Origin of the sequence: Streptomyces peucetius (genome assembly GCF_025854275.1) — a bacterium.
GTDB lineage: Bacteria > Actinomycetota > Actinomycetes > Streptomycetales > Streptomycetaceae > Streptomyces > Streptomyces peucetius_A.
The window spans coordinates 2174844-2189854 of the sequence record NZ_CP107567.1; the positions used below are offsets into that span (position 1 = coordinate 2174844).

Consider the following 15011-nt stretch of genomic DNA (forward strand, 5'->3'; position numbering starts at 1 on the left):
GCGCTAATTCGGTTGCCGGGGGCGACGAGCAGCCCGGAGCATGGCCGTCTGTGACCTTCAAGCTCTCCGCCGTCCTGCCCGATCTTTCGCCGTGGCGGTCGTCCCGCGGTTTCCGGCTGCTGTGGACCCAGGGCCTTGTCACGTACTTCGCGAGCTCGATGGCGATGATCGCCCTGCCGCTGCAGATCAAGGACCTGACCGGCTCCCCGCTCGCGGTGGGCGCGATGGGCGCGGTGGAGCTGGTCCCGCTGATCGTCTTCGGTCTCTACGGCGGCGCGCTCGCGGACGCCGTGGACCGCCGCAAGGTGATCCTCGGCACCGAGGCCGCGCTCGGTCTGCTGGCGGGCATCCTGCTCGTCAACGCGGCACTGCCCGAACCGATGCTGTGGCCGCTGTACGTGGTCGCGGCCGGGGTCTCCGCGTGCGCGGGGCTGCAGCGCCCGGCGCTCGACTCCCTGCTGGCCCGGATCGTGCCCCACGACCAGCTCACGGCGGCCGCCGCGCTGAACTCCATCCGCTGGCAGCTCGGCGCGATCGCCGGCCCGGCGGTCGCCGGCGTCGTGGTGGCCTACGCCGGGCACGCGACGGCGTACGGGCTCACGGTCGCCGGCTTCGCCGTCTCGGTGCTGCTGTGCCTGCGTCTGGACCCTGCGCCGGCGGCCCACGACGCCGAGAAGCCGTCCCTGCGCGGCATCGCGGAGGGCGCCCGGTACGCGTGGTCGCGCCCGGTGCTGCTGGGGACGTACGCGATCGACCTGGCGGCGATGATCCTCGCCTTCCCCCACACGATCTTCCCGTTCCTGGCGGACGACCTGGACGCCGAGTGGTCCCTCGGCCTGATGTACGCGGCGGGCTCGGCCGGGTCCGTACTGCTGAGCCTGACCAGCGGCTGGACCTCCCGGATACGCCGGCACGGCCTGCTCGTAATCTTCGGCGCGGCGGGGTGGGGCCTCGCCGTGGCGGCGGCCGGCTGGTTCACGGACGTATGGCTGGTGCTGGTGTGCCTGGCGTTCGCGGGCGCCGGCGACATGCTGAGCGGGCTGGGCCGCTCGACGATCTGGAACCAGACCATCCCCGACGGCCTGCGCGGCCGCCTGGCCGGTATCGAGGTCCTCTCGTACAGCGTCGGCCCGCAGCTGGGCCAGGTGCGGGCCGGCGCGATGGCGGGCTGGACGGGGACGCGGCCGGCGATCTGGGGAGGGGGCGTGGCGTGCGTGGCGGCGGTGGGGGTGCTGGCGGCGGTGCTGCCGAGGCTGGTCACGTACGACGCGGACACGGACGAGGACGCGGTGGCGCGGCGGGCCGCGCGGGAGGCGGCGGACGCGTGACGCCTGCGGCGGGCGTCTTCCCCGCCCCGCCCCTTCCCGAAACCGGGGACTCCGCCCCCGGTTTCGGGAAGGGGCGGGGCGGGGAAAGGCTCCGCGCAGCGGCCCTGCACGCGCCCGCCCGCGTTCAGTCCTCCGTCGGCGGCGACGGCGCATCGTGCCAGCGGGGATCCGTCTCCCACTCCAGATTCCGCTCCCGCGCCGTCTCCATCGCCTGCGTCGCCTCCGTCCGGGACGCGTACGGCCCGAAGCGGTCCTTCGCAGGGCACTCCGGGCCTTCCTCGACCTTCTTGTGCTGCAGGCAGTAGTACCACTCGCCCGGCTTGCCCACCGTGCGCTTCTTGAACAGGGCCATCGTCGGCTCCTTCCTCTCAGGCCATGCTGCCCCAGCGGGGCTGGTTAGACTCGCTGGCATGTCTGGCCAGTCGCTGCTCGTACCAGGGGAGCTCTCTCCCACCCGTTCCGTCCCCGGCAACATCCGGCGTCCCGAGTATGTCGGGAGGCCCGCGCCGACCCCGTACACGGGGCCGGAGGTCCAGGACGCGGAGACCATCGAGCGGATGCGCATTGCGGGACGCATCGCCGCGCAGGCGATGGAGGAGGCCGCCAAGCACATCGCGCCCGGTGTGACGACGGACGAACTGGACCGTGTGGCGCACGAGTTCATGTGCGACCACGGCGCCTACCCGTCGACGCTCGGCTACCGCGGTTTTCCGAAGTCGCTGTGCGCCTCGATCAACGAGGTCATCTGCCACGGCATCCCGGACTCGACCGTGCTGCGGGACGGCGACATCGTGAACCTCGACGTCACGGCGTACATCAACGGTGTGCACGGCGACAACAACGCCACCTACCTCTGCGGTGACGTCGACGAGGAGTCGCGGCTGCTCGTCGAGCGCACCCGGGAGTCGCTGAACCGTGCGATCAAGGCGGTCAAGCCGGGCCGCCAGGTCAATGTCATCGGCCGGGTCATCGAGTCGTACGCCAAGCGGTTCGGTTACGGAGTCGTCCGCGACTTCACGGGCCACGGGATCAATTCGTCGTTTCACTCCGGGCTGATCATCCCGCACTACGACGCGGCGCACGCCACGACCGTCATCCAGCCCGGGATGACCTTCACCATCGAGCCGATGCTCACCCTCGGGACGTACGAGTACGACATGTGGGACGACGGCTGGACGGTGGTCACGAAGGACCGCAAGCGCACGGCGCAGTTCGAGCACACGCTGGTGGTGACGGGCACGGGGGCCGAAATCCTTACGTTGCCCTGACCCACGGGGCGGGTAGCGTTTTACCGACAGGACGTCGGGAACACATTGACTTAGGCAAGCCTGAGCAGAAGGATCGGTGGTGGCGACAGCCGCCGCCGTGCGTTCCCGTCCCATCGGTCTCTGGAGGCCCGCCTTGGACGCCACCGCCACCCCCTTCTCCACACAGATCCGTCTCGCCTCGCACGAGCGGCACACCACGGTGCAGACGTCCGACTTCATGGACCGCCTGCTCGCCGGGCGGCTCGGCGTCGAGGCGTACGCGCGGTACACCGAGGAGCTGTGGTTCGTCTACCGGGCGCTCGAGGGCGCGGCGCACGCGCTGCGGGACGACCCGGTCGCCGGCCCGTTCATCCGGCCGGAGCTGATGCGCACCGCGGAGCTCGAGCGTGACCTCGGGCATCTGCGGGGCGCGGACGTCCGGCCCGAGGAGCTCGTACCGCTGCCGGCCACGGCCGCGTACGCCGCCCGGATCGAGGAGTGCGCGCGGACCTGGCCCGCCGGGTACGTTGCGCACCACTACACCCGCTATCTCGGCGATCTCTCCGGCGGCCAAGTGCTGCGGGACATGGCGGAGAAGACCTGGGGCTTCGACCGCAAGGGCGACGGCGTCCGCTTCTACGTCTTCGAGCAGATCCCGAACCCGGCGGCGTTCAAGCGCGGATACCGCGAACTGCTGGACGCGGTGGACGCCGACGACCTGGAGAAGCAGCGCATGGTCGACGAGTGCCGCTCGGCCTTCGATCACAACGTGGCCGTCCTGCGGGAGCTGGAGCGGGAGTTCCCGCTCAGCGCGTAGCCGTCAGGACGTGGGGCCCGGCGCCGTCACCGCGTGCGGCAGCCGGGTCCGCCCGCCGCCCGGGAGGCTCATCCGGACGGAGGCGGGCGCCCAGCCGGGGGCAGGGGCGGCCGCGGGCGTCGCGAGGCGCACACGGCCGCCGATCTCGACGATGCCGTCCGGGCCGGGGGCGGTCAGGATCTGCGACCCGCGGCCCTGCGTGATGTTCAGCGCGCGGCCGAGCCGGTCGGTCAGCAGCAGCGCCGCCGCGCCGGTCGCCTCGTCCTCGACGATGCCGTCCCCGTTCCGGGGAAACGCGCGGGCCCGTACGCGGCCCCCCGCCTCGTCCTCCCACGCCCACGTGCAGAGCCGGCCCTCGCCGGGCGGCGGGGCGGGCATCGCGTCGACCTCCGCCGGTGACGCGTACTGCTCGAACCGCCACGGCGACGCCCATGCGGCGCGGGCGGTGATCCAGGTGAACTCACCGTCGTGGCGCGCCCAGACCTCGCCCGCGGGCGGGTTGACGGCCTCCAGGTCGAGCAGCCAGGCGGTGCCGACGAGCGGGCGACCCGCGAACGGCAGGCGCAGCGTCGGCGTGTAGATGTCGACGACCCCGCGCTCGGGGTCGTCGACGAACACCGTCTCGCTGAAGCCCAGTTCCGCGGCGAGTGCCTGCCGGGACGCGCGGTCCGGGTGGCGAGCGGGGTCGCGTACGACGCCGAGGGCGTTGCCGTGCCTTCCGTCGCCGTCGCAGAAGACGCGCAGGACGTCGAGTTCGCCGCTCGCGCCGGGCGGGTCGAGTTCGTTCACGCAGGCATTCAAGCATCCCGGGTCAGGAGCGGGCGGCTTCCCGGCGGCGGACGCACCTCATGACCGGCACGAGGCGTCCGGCACGTAGGTTCACTTCTGGCCTGTTCGCCTGTTCGCCTGCTCGCTTGAAGGAGCGGAAAGGACCGACGTGTTCGACAGCTTTCTGATCGGCATGCGCGAGGGGCTCGCGGCAGGGGTGGCCCTCGCCCTCCTCCTCGCCTGTCTGGTGAAGGAAGGCGGGCGGGACGCCGTGCGCCCGGTCCTCACCGGGGTCGCGGCCGCGGCCGTCGTCTTCCTGGGCTTCGGCTTCGTACTCGAACACGGCCCCCAGCCGCTCACGTTCCAGGCGCGCCGGCTGCTCGCCGCGGTGCTGTCGGCCGTGGCCGTCTGCCTGCTGACGTGGTGGATCCTCCACCTGCGGCACCCGGCCCGGCGTCCGGCGGCGGCGCTCGTCGCCACCGGGTTCCTGGTGGTGGGGCGGGTGGGCCTGGAGACGGAGCTGTTCGTGTGGGCGGCGGTGCGTGCCGCGACCGGGAGCGGCGGCGGCAACGGCGCCCCGCTGGTGGGTGTGCTGCTCGGGATCGCCACCGCCGTCGTGCTCGCCGGGCTGATCCACCGGGGCGCGCTGCGGCTCGGTCCGGCGAAGTTCCTCCCCTGGACCGGCGGCATGCTCGTCGTGGTCGCGGCCGGAGTGCTCGCGTACGGCGTCCAGGATCTGCAGGACGCCCGGTTCCTCGGCGGGGCGGCGGACCGGGCGTTCGACATCGGCTCCGCCGTCCCGCCGGACAGCTGGTACGGGGCGCTGCTGGAGGGCGTGTTCGCCTTCGGGCCGAGCCCGACCGTCCTCCAGGTCACGGTGTGGGCGCTGTATCTGGTCCCGGCGCTCGGCCTTTTCCTCGCCCCGGTAGGGTTCGGACGGTCCATGGGGGTCGAGGAGCAGAAGGCAACCGATGAGAAGGCTGGGTCGGGCGGCGACGGGGCTCGCGGTGACGGCGGTACTGTCCCTGACAGCGAGCGCGTGTGTGACGGTGCACGGCGAACGGGCGGTGGTCCCGTCGGCGACGAACGATGAGGCGGCGCAGGCACTCGCCGCGTTCACCGAGGCGTACAACAAGGCCGACAAGGCCTACGACCCCGCTCTCGACGCGGCCCATGTCACCGGTCCGCTGGGGGCGATCAACCAGGCCGGTCTCAAGGCCCGCCAGGTCAACTTCCCGAACGGCAACCCGAACCACACGCCGCTGGAGCTGACCGACACGAAGTTCCTCATCCCGAAGAAGGCGGGCTGGCCCCGCTGGTTCGTGGCGGACACCGACTCCAACCTCGACGAGGACGGCGGCGCGAAGGACAGCCGCTGGGTGCTCGTCTTCGTGCGGACGGGCCCCGACGCGGGGTGGGAGGCCGCCTATCTGACGATCCTGTCCCCCCAGCAGATCCCGGCCTTCAGGACGGACAAGGACGGGCACGCCGAGCCCGTCGCGCCGGACAGCACGGCGCTCGCGGTCGCCCCGCGCAATCTGAGCGAGGAGTACGCCTCGTACCTGAAGGAGGGGAAGCCGGACCACTTCAAGGCCGGCCCGCACACCTCCGCGTGGCGCGAGGCCCGTGCGAAGACGGCGAACGTGCCCGGGACGAGCACCCAGTACATCGATCAGCCCCTGGACTCGGGCGACTTCGCGCCGCTGGGCCTGGTCACCCAGGACGGCGGCGGCTTCGTGTTCTTCTCGGCGCGCAACTTCGAACGCCAGACGGCCGCGAAGGGCGTGCGGCTGAAGGTCGTACCGGACGTCAAGGCACTGATGACCGGCGAGGTGAAGTCCTCGCTCACCAAGGAGCGGGTCTCGAACCTGGTGGCGGTCGTGCCGCCCGGCAACGGGCGCGAACCCGGCCAGGTGGTGGACGTGCGGGGCCGGCTGACGGGACTGACCTCGGCGAAGGGCTCGTAACACGGAGGCGGCGTCCTCGCGGCTTCACGCCCCTGGTGGCTTCGACGGCTCGGGCGGGGGTCGGCGAAGGCGGGCGGGGCGTGTCAGCGGCCGAGCGGCCAGGCTGTCGCGTGGTGGTCCACGTCCGTGTTCTCGCCGGCGTACTTCGCGCAGGCGTCCGTGAGGGTCTCCAGCAGCGTCAGTGGGTCCGGCAGCGGATGCTCCGGGCCGCGCACCCAGGCGACGCCCAGGTCACCGTCGCCGGGGAGCCGGGCCGGGGGCACGAGGACGTAGCTGCCGCGGCAGTGCCAGCGCAGGCCCGGGTGCTCGTCCATGGTCTCCGGGTGGCAGTCCAGGGCGCAGGGCCACCACTCGTCCTCGTCCTCCGGGGTACCGCGGGTGGCGGTGAAGAAGAGCATCCGGTCCGTCCCCACCTCGGCGACCGGTCCGACGTCGATCCCCCGCTCGAACAGCCGGGCGAGCGCGCCGCGACCGGCTTCGAGGGGCACGTCGAGCACGTCGTGCACCATGCCGGTGGCGGTGATGAAGTTCGCCTCGGGCTGGCCCTGCGCCCAGCGCTGGATCTGTTCCCTGTCGGTCGTGGACTGGGTCTGCCAGGCGAACGAGAGCGGATGCGTGGCCGGGGTCGGACACCCGATGCGCTCACAGGAACAGCGATAGCCGACGGGGTGCGCGGCAGGAGCGAGCGGCAGTCCCGCGGCGGCGGCGGCCAGCAGCAGCTCCTCGCGACGCGAGTCGTCCGCCTCGGCGTTCCCGCTCCGGCGGCGCAGCCACTGCGCCAGCCTGTTCTCCCGGGAAGGCCCACTCGCCGTGCCGCGGTAGCGGCCGATACCGTCGCCCATCTATCCCCTCACACCTCACGCTCGCCCCACGCGGACACTGCCATGCTCCCACCATCCTGCTCCCCGGGTGGCCACAGTCCTCAACCGGGGTGGGGCACGTCGCCCGCCGGGAGGTGGCACGCCCGCCGTCCAGGGGCGCGCGGGGGCATGCGCGGGGGCACACGGATCACCCCGGGGGCGGCCGGAATCAGCGGGTCGCGGCGGGCCGGTCGGGGGGCGGGCGGCGGTCGCTCTTGCGGCGGCCGGGGCTCAGTCGCGGGGCGCGAGGCCGTTCACGGCGTAGTCCACGACCAGGTCGGCGTACTCGTGCGTGAGCGGCAGGGTGCGCAGCAGCCAGCGGTGCGCGAGCGGTCCGACGAACAGCTCGAGGGCGATACGCAGGTCGATCCCGGCCCGGACCTGCCCGGCCTCCTGCGCGGCGCGCAGCCGTGTGACGTACAGCCGGAGCTGCGGCTCGAGCAGCTTCTCGACGAACTGGGCACCGACCGTCGCATCGACCACGCCCTCCGCGGCGAGGGCACGGGCCGGGGCGTCGTAGACGGGGGTGTTCATCTCGTCGACGGTGGCGCGCAGGACCAGGCGGAGATCGGCCTCGAGGTCGCCGGTGTCGGGGATCTCGTAGCCGTCGGGACCGGCCGCGTCCGACGCCTGTTCGGCAAGATCGAGGAACGCCTCGAGGAGAACGGCCGCCTTGGAGGGCCACCAGCGGTAGATCGTCTGCTTGCCGACCCCGGCGCGGGAGGCGATGCCTTCGACGGTGGTCTTCGTGTAGCCGACCTCGCCGACGAGGGCGAGGGCGGCGTCGTAGATCGCGCGACGGGAGCGCTCGCTGCGGCGCGAGGAGTCGGGTGCCTTCGGCTGCTCGGTCATGCGGTCAAACCTACAACGGGTGAGCCGAGACGTCTCGTCTCAGCTGCCGTCGTCGGCCGCGGCGTCGCGGGGCGGCCAGGCGTCGCCCCACTCCGCGTCCCTGGCGTCCTTGTAGCGCGCGCCGCGACGCTTGGTCACCGTGTCGCGGCGCAGCCCATCGTCCCGGGTGCAGAGGTCGAGCAGCACCAGGCCCTTGCGGATCTGCGGCTTGCGGACGACCCGCGCGGCGGCCGGCTCGGGCCCCACGGGGGGACGGGTGGCGGCGACGTAGCTGAACTTCTCGTCCTCGTACGGCAGTGAACCGCCCTTGATCTGCCGGTGCAGGGAGGAACGGGAGACCCGGGCGGCGAAGTGGCACCAGTCGGAGCCCGGTTCTATGGGGCAGGCGGCGCTGTGCGGGCAGGGCGCGGCGATGCGCAGTCCGGCGGCGACGAGCGCGTCGCGGGCCTCGATGATCCGTGCGTAACCGTCGGGGGTGCCGGGTTCCACGACGACGACGGCCCGGGCCGCGCGCGCGGCCTCCGCGACCACGGCGGCGCGGTCGGCGGCGGTGAGTTCGTTGAGCACGTAGGAGACGGTGACGAGATCGGTGCTCTCGATACGGAGCGTCGAACTGATCCGGGAGCGCTGCCACTGCACGTCACGCAGGGAAGGCACCCGGGAGGCGGCGGCCAGCTCACGGCCGAGCGCGAGCGCGGGCTCGGCCCAGTCCAGCACCGTCGTCCTCGGCGCCGCCTCGTCCCACGCGTCGGCGACCGCCCAGCTCGCGGCACCGGTGCCGCCGCCGATGTCGGTGTGCGTCACGGGCGACCAGCCCGGCACCGCCGCCCGCAGCGCACCGAGCGCGGACCGCACCGCCTCGTAGGTCGCCGGCATCCGGTACGCGGCGTAAGCGACGACGTCGCTGCGGTCCCGCAGGATGGGCGCGGCGGTGGGCGTGTCCCCACGGTAGTTGGCGATCAGCCGCTCGACGGCCTGCGCGGCCTGCGTGGGCGGCAGCCCGTCCAGCAGCCGCGCGAGGGCGGCACGGAGGGTGTCGGCGGTGGGGGCGGTGACGGTCACCGAGAGAGTCTACGCGGGCCTGCGGAACACGGCGCCGGCCGCTGCGCGGGTCCCTCCCCCACCTTGCCTCGAAACCGGGTGCTCCGGCCCCGGACCCCGCGCTTCGAACGCCGGCGGGGCTGGGTGTGCCCGGCTGGGTAATCCCGCCTACCTCCGGCCTGGCGGCGGCCGTAGGCCGGAGGTACCCCCGCCCAACGGCCGCCAGGCCGTAGGGGGAGTGGAGGCCGCCGCGCAAAGCGCCGTACCGGGGGCCGGGGCGGTGCCCCGTACGGGGCACCGGGGAGGAGCCCCCGGTCCAGTAGGGGACGGACGCCCCGTCCCCTCAGACCGCCTCCGGCCTCCGTTGCCACGGACGGCACAGGCCGATGAAGCACGCCACCGAGCCCACGCCGCACACCACCTGCACCACGGCCATCGGTACCGCCGTCCCCTCCCCGGCGATACCGACCAGCGGCGACGCGATCGCGCCGATCAGGAACGACGCCGTGCCGATCAGCGCCGACGCCGAGCCGGCCGCGTGCGGCGTGCGCAGCAGGGCGAGCGCGTTCGTGTTCGGCATCGCGAGACCCATTGCGGACATCAGCACGAACAGCCCCGCCGCGATCGGGAAGAGGCCGACCTCGCCGAAGACGCCCGCCGTCATGAGCAGCAGCGCGGTCGCCGCCAGGGTGATGACGGACAGGCCGAAGCCCAGTGCCTTGTCCAGGCTGACCCGGCCGACGAGGAGTCTGCCGTTGATCTGGCCGACGGTGATCAGGCCGATCGAGTTGACGCCGAAGAGCAGACTGAACGTCTGCGGCGAGGCGCCGTAGATCTCCTGCACCACGAACGGCGACGCCGAGATGTACGCGAACAGCGCGGCGAAGGCGAGTCCGCCGGTGAGCATGTAGCCGGCGAAGACGCGGTCGGCGAGCAGGCCGCGCATGGTGCGCAGGGCCTCGCCGACTCCGCCGCTGTGCCGCTTGTGTGCCGGCAGGGTCTCGTGGAGCCATTTGACGACGACGAGCGTGAGCAGGATGCCGACGGCGGTGAGGACGACGAAGATGCCGCGCCAGTCGGTGACCCGCAACACCTGGCCGCCGATGAGCGGGGCGATGATCGGCGCGACGCCGGATATCAGCATCAGGGTGGAGAAGAACCTGGCCATCTCCACGCCGTCGTACAGGTCGCGCACCACCGCGCGGGCGATGACGATGCCGGCCGCGCCCGCGAGGCCCTGCAACAGCCGGAAGGCGATGAGGAGTTCGGCGGTCGGGGCGAGCGCGCAGATGGCCGTGGCGACGACGTACACGAGCATGCCGGCGAGCAGCGGGCGGCGGCGTCCCCACTTGTCGCTCATCGGGCCGACGACGAGCTGGCCGAGGGCCATGCCGGCAAGGCACGCGGTGAGGGTGAGCTGGACGGTCGCGGCAGGTGCGTGCAGCGAGTCGGTGACGGCGGGCAGCGCCGGGAGGTACATGTCCATGGACAGCGGCGGCAGAGCGGTGAGGCCGCCGAGGACGAGTGTGACGACCAGTCCGGCCCGGCGGGCCGCGGCGACGCCGGTGGAAACGAGCGCCACCGGTGGGGCTGAAGGGGCGGATGCCGGTCCGATTTGGGTGATCTGTCCTTGTTTGCTCTGGCCGCTCTCCGGCATCTACAGCTCCTATTCCTATTTTCAACATCTATGCTCTCAGCTCGTCCGGACTGATCAAGACCTTTTCTGCGTGAACATTCGGCATGGGCAGGGGTGGGCGAAGGATGAGCGACACCGTGCGGTGGGGCGTACTGGCGACCGGCGGCATGGCCGTCCGGTTCGTCGAGGATCTGTTGGGGATGCCGGACGCCGAGGTCGTGGCGGTGGCGTCCCGTACGGAGGCGTCCGCCAAGGCTTTCGCCGACCGGTTCCGGATACCCCGGGCGTACGGGGACCAGGCCGCCCTCGCGGCCGACGAGGACGTCGATGTGGTGTATGTCGCAACACCGCACTCCGCGCACCGGGCCGCGGCCGCGCTGTGCCTGGAGGCCGGAAAGCCGGTGCTGTGCGAGAAGCCCTTCACCCTGAACGCGGCCGAGGCGACGGAGCTCGTCGAACTGGCCCGGGCCCGCGGCACGTTCCTCATGGAGGCCATGTGGATGTACTGCCATCCGGCCGTCCGCCGTATCGCCGAGCTGGTGCGCGAGGGGGCGATCGGTGAGGTGCGGACCGTGCAGGCGGACTTCGGGCTGGCGGGACCGTTCGCCCCGGACCACCGGCTGCGGGACCCTGCGCTCGGCGGCGGCGCGCTGCTCGATCTCGGCGTCTATCCGGTCTCCTTCGCCCAGCTGCTGCTGGGCGAGCCGGACCGGGTGCAGGCCGACGCACTGCTGTCCCCCGAGGGTGTGGACCTCAACACGGGGATGCTGCTGGGCTGGTCGGACAGCGGCGCGACGGCACTGCTGTCCTGCTCGATCACGGCGGCCACCCCGGTCACGGCGTCGGTGACCGGCACGGCCGGCCGGATCGACGTGCCCGACGGCTTCTTCTTCCCCGAGCGTTTCGTCCTGCACCGCGACGGCGAGGAGCCGGAGGAGTTCCTCTTCGACGGCCGCCGGGACTCGCTGGAGCACGAGGCGGCCGAGGTGATGCGGGCCGTGCGGGCGGGCGAGAAGGAGTCCCCTCTCGTCCCGCTCGACGGCACGCTCGCCGTGATGCGGACGCTCGACGCGGTCCGTGACCGCATCGGCGTCCGCTTCCCGGGCGAGACGAGCAAGACCAGCGCGGTGAGCGAGAACGTCCGCTAGGGAGCGTATTTCGGTTGTGATCAACAGATGGTCCCGGTGAGGTCCTTGAGCCAGATCATCGAGGCGCGGAGGTAGAGGCCGGCGAGGTAGCTCGCAGGTGTCTTGTCGTACCGTGTAGCGATGCCTCGCCAGGCCTTCAGCTTGTTGATCAGCCGCTCGACGGTGTTGCGCTCCTTGTAGAGATCAGCGTCGTGGCTGACGGGCCGGCCGCCCCTGGAGCCCTTCTTCCTCCGGTTGGCAGCCTGGTCCTTCTTCTCCGGGATGACCGCCTTGATACGGCGTTTGCGCAGGTGGCCGCGGTTGCCGCGAGACGAGTACGCCTAATGGGCAGTGAAGCGGGGCACCGCCAGGCCCACCCCGGCCCGTTGAGGCCCTGAAAGAGACTGCGGGCCCCGCTTCAGCAAGCGCCGTACATCGTGGTGGTGATCGGTACCGGGAAAGCCGCAGAGTACGCCCGGGCCCTTGAGCCGTTGGACAAGCACCGGCCCCCGGCACCGTTCACCACCACGAGACCGGACGCAACTACCGCATCCAGTCCGACGATCGGATCGTTGAAGTCCGTGGTCCGAGCCGCCTGCGGGGATCACCTCTCATCAAGCCTGGAGCTGCCGAGCTCACGAGCAGACCGAGGGCCCCGCGGGTCGCTGGGGTCACGAACGGCTAATCGGATCCTGGGCCATCGAGCCCTTCCATTAGGGAGACGCGTGCCCCCGCACGGCTGCGACCAGCAGCAACAGCCCCCTGACCGAGAGGACGAAAACGACACGATGACCGTCACCTGCGGGATCGACTGGGCCAGCGACCACCACGACGTCGCCCTGGTCGACCACGAGGGAGCCCTTCTGGCCCGAGCCCGGATCACCGACGACGCCGCAGGCCTGCAACAGCTCCTGGACCTTCTCTCCACCCACGGCGACAGCGAGGATGCCCCGATTCCCGTGGCGATCGAAACCTCCCGCGGCCTGCTCGTGGCCTGCCTGCGAGCCACCAACCGCCCCATCTACGCGATCAATCCGATGGCAGCGGCCCGCTACCGCGACCGGCACGCGGTCGCCCGCAAGAAGTCCGACCACCTCGACGCCATGGTGCTGGCGAACATCCTGCGCACCGACCGGGCCACCCACCGACCGCTGCCCGACGACAGCGAACTCGCCCAGGCCATCGCCGTCCTGGCCCGCGCCCCAGCAGGACGCCGTGTGGACCGTCGACCAGGCGCCGAACTCCGCCGGCACCTCCCGCCACTGCCCGCCCGTCTTGAACCGCCAGATCACGCCCTCGAACTGTTGCCGCAGCCGCTCGGGATACGGGCCGTACTCGCCGATCGGCAAGTACGGCCCGATGACTCCCACTCTGCATCCGTCAGTTGCACTCGCGTCACCCAAGAGGGTTTAGCAGTCCAGGCCCTGCCGCGAAGGTAAACCTCGCAGATTGATCACGACGCAATACGCTCCCTAGCCGACATGGCCCCCGGGGAATCCCGCCACACCGGCGCCACGCGCCTGCGGATCGCCCCGCGTGGCACTGCGTCCTGAGCCGGCGTCGCCGCCACGTCAGGCCGACGTCACCGATCCGCCCACGGGCAGGCGCAGTGCCAGCTCGTCGTCGAGGAGCGCGGCCACGTGCCGATCCCAGGCGGTGGCCAGGGCGACTGCGGCGGGGCTGGGGAGCATCGCGCCGGACGTCAGCGCGCGCACGGTGTCCGGCCCGGTGCCCGTGGGCCAGGGGATCGACGCCAGGCCCAGCTGGTGGTCCATGTCGACCACCGACTCGACGTCGAACCGAACGAACAGCGGCGTTCCGTCGGCGTCCTCCGGCAGCCCGTGGAGGTTCCGGCAGTACGCCGGGCCCAGCCGCCCCCCGGACGTCCACAAGGGCCACCCGGTCGGCCGCGTCCGCCTCCACCACGACGCCGCGGGCCAGTACGGATCCGCGGTCCCCGTCCTCGGTGATCACGTACGCGAGGTCGCCCACGGCCACGTCGTCGTGCCCGCCGACGTACCAACGGTCCGTCCACGGCGTGCCGTCCGCAGCGCACTCGAACATGTCGACGGCGTCGTAGAAGATCCCGGCGTCACAGGTCAGCACCCGCACGGCCATGCTGTCGTCACCTCCCGAAAAGAGGCCAGTGTACGGGTACGCGGGGGGAAAAACCGGTGGGCGGCGGCCGGGCCCGCCCTTATGGTCGCCCTTGATGGAGATGTCCTTCCGGAAGCTGCCGGACAACCAGCACGAGATCCTGGTCCGCGCCCGCAAGGGGCCGGACATCAGACTGCCTGCCCAGCCCGTCGGCCCGAGCATGCCGCACGACCTCGTCCACGCCGTCGTGGAGACCGCCCTCGGTATCGACGACGGCTTCTGGGGTGCGATGGCGCGCGGTGCCACCTTCCAGGGGTTCGTTCTCATCTCGCCGGGGCGGCACCGCCGCTCGGGGATGAAGGTGCTGCGGCGCGGTGGCGACGCCGTGATGGCCGCCGAGCTCTCCGTGAACTGGGCCCATCGGGTGTGGCGCGGGCTGCCCGCAGAGGGCCGCGGTGTCGGCCCGGCGCCACTCGACGCGGAGGCGCTTGCGAGGACGGGGCCGCGGCTGGACACTGCCGCCGCCCGCTGGGCCGCGGTCCCCGAGGGCGGGGAGCTCCTCTGGCGCTGGGGCACGGACCGCTAAGGGCACTGATCTGCGTCTTTCCAGCGGGTTAACAGAACTCCGCAGGAGGTGTACCAGCAGCCTCGGCCTGACCGCCCAACCCGGCAACCGTTCCCGGTCGCATCAGTCGGCGTACAGATCGGACTCGGAGACCGACGGGCCAACCGCCTCGAACGGGTTGTCCACGGCGAGGAGGTCGTCGATCTCGGCGCGCAGGGCCGTGAAGGCCCCGCCCAGGGTCGTCGCGTTCCGGGTGGTCTCGCGTAGTACGTGGTACCCGGCGGACAGGCCCTTCCGGTCCAGGTCCAGCCGGGCCCACACCAGAGTCGAGACGATGAAGCTCTCCTCGGTGGCCGTCAGACGGGCGTCGATGCCGAACTCATCCACGGTCCGTTGGACGGTCGTGCCCTCAAGGTAGTTACTCAGGCGCACCTGTATGCCCGGCGGCAAGCTGGCCGCCGCGGGGTCCTCGGCGTCCCAAGGGTCTGCGGGGGTCTCGCCGCCGACGGGTTTCAGGACGAGAGCGCGTTCCACGCTGACCGCGTCCTCGCTGAACTGCTCAAAGTGGTCTCGCTGGAGCCGCTGCACGCCGACGAAGAGGCGTTCCTGCTCCGCTTTGAGGTCCGTGAGCGCGGTGAAGAGATCGATTGGGTTCACGGCGCAGACGCTAACGCCCGGGTCCGACAATGACGGCCGCCGTCAGGGC

15 protein-coding genes and 3 pseudogenes are annotated in these 15011 nt (G+C 71.9%); 8 read left to right on the forward strand and 10 right to left on the reverse strand.

Annotation, left to right across the window (positions count from 1 at the left end; all coding sequences use genetic code 11):
* Nucleotides 1–50 precede the first annotated feature (50 nt).
* Nucleotides 51–1328 (forward strand): MFS transporter, encoded by a 1278-nt coding sequence (locus tag OGH68_RS09965; RefSeq protein WP_264243009.1) that lies wholly within the window; start codon nt 51–53, stop codon nt 1326–1328.
* Between the two features lie 124 nt (nt 1329–1452).
* Here OGH68_RS09965 and OGH68_RS09970 read toward each other — a convergent pair whose 3' ends face one another.
* Nucleotides 1453–1680 carry a hypothetical protein gene (locus OGH68_RS09970; RefSeq protein ID WP_264243010.1) on the reverse strand — a complete coding sequence of 76 codons (228 nt, stop codon included), beginning with the start codon at nt 1678–1680 and terminating at the stop codon, nt 1453–1455.
* Nucleotides 1681–1738: 58 nt separating this feature from the next.
* Here OGH68_RS09970 and map point away from each other — a divergent pair, with 58 nt between their 5' ends.
* On the forward strand, nt 1739–2596 hold the full coding sequence (gene map / locus OGH68_RS09975; RefSeq protein WP_264243011.1) for a type I methionyl aminopeptidase: 858 nt from the start codon (nt 1739–1741) through the stop codon (nt 2594–2596).
* Between the two features lie 133 nt (nt 2597–2729).
* Nucleotides 2730–3392: a heme oxygenase (biliverdin-producing) gene (locus OGH68_RS09980; protein ID WP_264243012.1), complete on the forward strand. Its 663-nt coding sequence runs from the start codon at nt 2730–2732 to the stop codon at nt 3390–3392.
* 3 nt (nt 3393–3395) lie between these two features.
* Here the strand turns inward: OGH68_RS09980 and OGH68_RS09985 are convergent, their stop codons facing one another.
* On the reverse strand, nt 3396–4181 hold the full coding sequence (locus OGH68_RS09985; RefSeq protein WP_264243013.1) for a PhzF family phenazine biosynthesis protein: 786 nt from the start codon (nt 4179–4181) through the stop codon (nt 3396–3398).
* Between the two features lie 148 nt (nt 4182–4329).
* On the opposite strand from OGH68_RS09985, the gene OGH68_RS09990 reads away from it, so the two are divergent.
* Nucleotides 4330–5253, forward strand: a complete 924-nt coding sequence (locus OGH68_RS09990) for an FTR1 family iron permease (RefSeq protein WP_264243014.1) — start codon at nt 4330–4332, stop codon at nt 5251–5253.
* The gene (locus OGH68_RS09995) at nt 5168–6127 is read left to right on the forward strand and encodes a hypothetical protein (RefSeq protein ID WP_264243015.1); all 960 of its coding nucleotides are present in this window, start codon (nt 5168–5170) and stop codon (nt 6125–6127) included. The genes OGH68_RS09990 and OGH68_RS09995 overlap by 86 nt, the downstream gene beginning before the upstream one ends.
* Nucleotides 6128–6210: 83 nt before the next feature.
* Here the strand turns inward: OGH68_RS09995 and OGH68_RS10000 are convergent, their stop codons facing one another.
* The 4 genes from OGH68_RS10000 to OGH68_RS10015 all read right to left on the reverse strand — a co-directional run bounded on the left by OGH68_RS10000 (nt 6211) and on the right by OGH68_RS10015 (nt 10537).
* Nucleotides 6211–6969: a bifunctional DNA primase/polymerase gene (locus tag OGH68_RS10000; RefSeq protein ID WP_264243016.1), complete on the reverse strand. Its 759-nt coding sequence runs from the start codon at nt 6967–6969 to the stop codon at nt 6211–6213.
* A gap of 249 nt (nt 6970–7218) precedes the next feature.
* Complete coding sequence (locus OGH68_RS10005) at nt 7219–7839, reverse strand: TetR/AcrR family transcriptional regulator (protein WP_264243017.1); 621 nt, start codon at nt 7837–7839, stop codon at nt 7219–7221.
* A 39-nt stretch (nt 7840–7878) separates the two neighbouring features.
* Nucleotides 7879–8901 carry a small ribosomal subunit Rsm22 family protein gene (locus OGH68_RS10010; RefSeq protein WP_264243018.1) on the reverse strand — a complete coding sequence of 341 codons (1023 nt, stop codon included), beginning with the start codon at nt 8899–8901 and terminating at the stop codon, nt 7879–7881.
* 322 nt (nt 8902–9223) lie between these two features.
* A complete protein-coding gene (locus tag OGH68_RS10015) occupies nt 9224–10537 on the reverse strand; it encodes a Bcr/CflA family multidrug efflux MFS transporter (RefSeq protein ID WP_264243019.1) in 1314 nt (437 codons plus the stop codon).
* Nucleotides 10538–10641: 104 nt separating this feature from the next.
* Here OGH68_RS10015 and OGH68_RS10020 point away from each other — a divergent pair, with 104 nt between their 5' ends.
* Nucleotides 10642–11664 (forward strand): Gfo/Idh/MocA family protein, encoded by a 1023-nt coding sequence (locus OGH68_RS10020; RefSeq protein WP_264243020.1) that lies wholly within the window; start codon nt 10642–10644, stop codon nt 11662–11664.
* A 20-nt stretch (nt 11665–11684) separates the two neighbouring features.
* Here the strand turns inward: OGH68_RS10020 and OGH68_RS10025 are convergent.
* Nucleotides 11685–11984 (reverse strand): annotated as a pseudogene (locus OGH68_RS10025) (transposase); the annotation flags it as partial.
* 447 nt (nt 11985–12431) lie between these two features.
* Between OGH68_RS10025 and OGH68_RS10030 the strand changes: the two are divergent.
* Nucleotides 12432–12885 (forward strand): annotated as a pseudogene (locus OGH68_RS10030) (IS110 family transposase); the annotation flags it as partial.
* Here the strand turns inward: OGH68_RS10030 and OGH68_RS10035 are convergent.
* Nucleotides 12861–13042, reverse strand: a pseudogene (locus tag OGH68_RS10035) (transposase); the annotation flags it as partial. The pseudogenes OGH68_RS10030 and OGH68_RS10035 overlap by 25 nt on opposite strands.
* A gap of 172 nt (nt 13043–13214) precedes the next feature.
* Nucleotides 13215–13535, reverse strand: a complete 321-nt coding sequence (locus OGH68_RS10040) for a hypothetical protein (RefSeq protein WP_264243021.1) — start codon at nt 13533–13535, stop codon at nt 13215–13217.
* 320 nt (nt 13536–13855) lie between these two features.
* On the opposite strand from OGH68_RS10040, the gene OGH68_RS10045 reads away from it, so the two are divergent.
* Nucleotides 13856–14326, forward strand: a complete 471-nt coding sequence (locus tag OGH68_RS10045; RefSeq protein WP_264243022.1) for a hypothetical protein — start codon at nt 13856–13858, stop codon at nt 14324–14326.
* A gap of 102 nt (nt 14327–14428) precedes the next feature.
* Here OGH68_RS10045 and OGH68_RS10050 read toward each other — a convergent pair whose 3' ends face one another.
* Entirely contained in the window at nt 14429–14962 is a 534-nt protein-coding gene (locus OGH68_RS10050) for a hypothetical protein (protein WP_264243023.1), read from the reverse strand.
* Nucleotides 14963–15011: the final 49 nt, after the last annotated feature.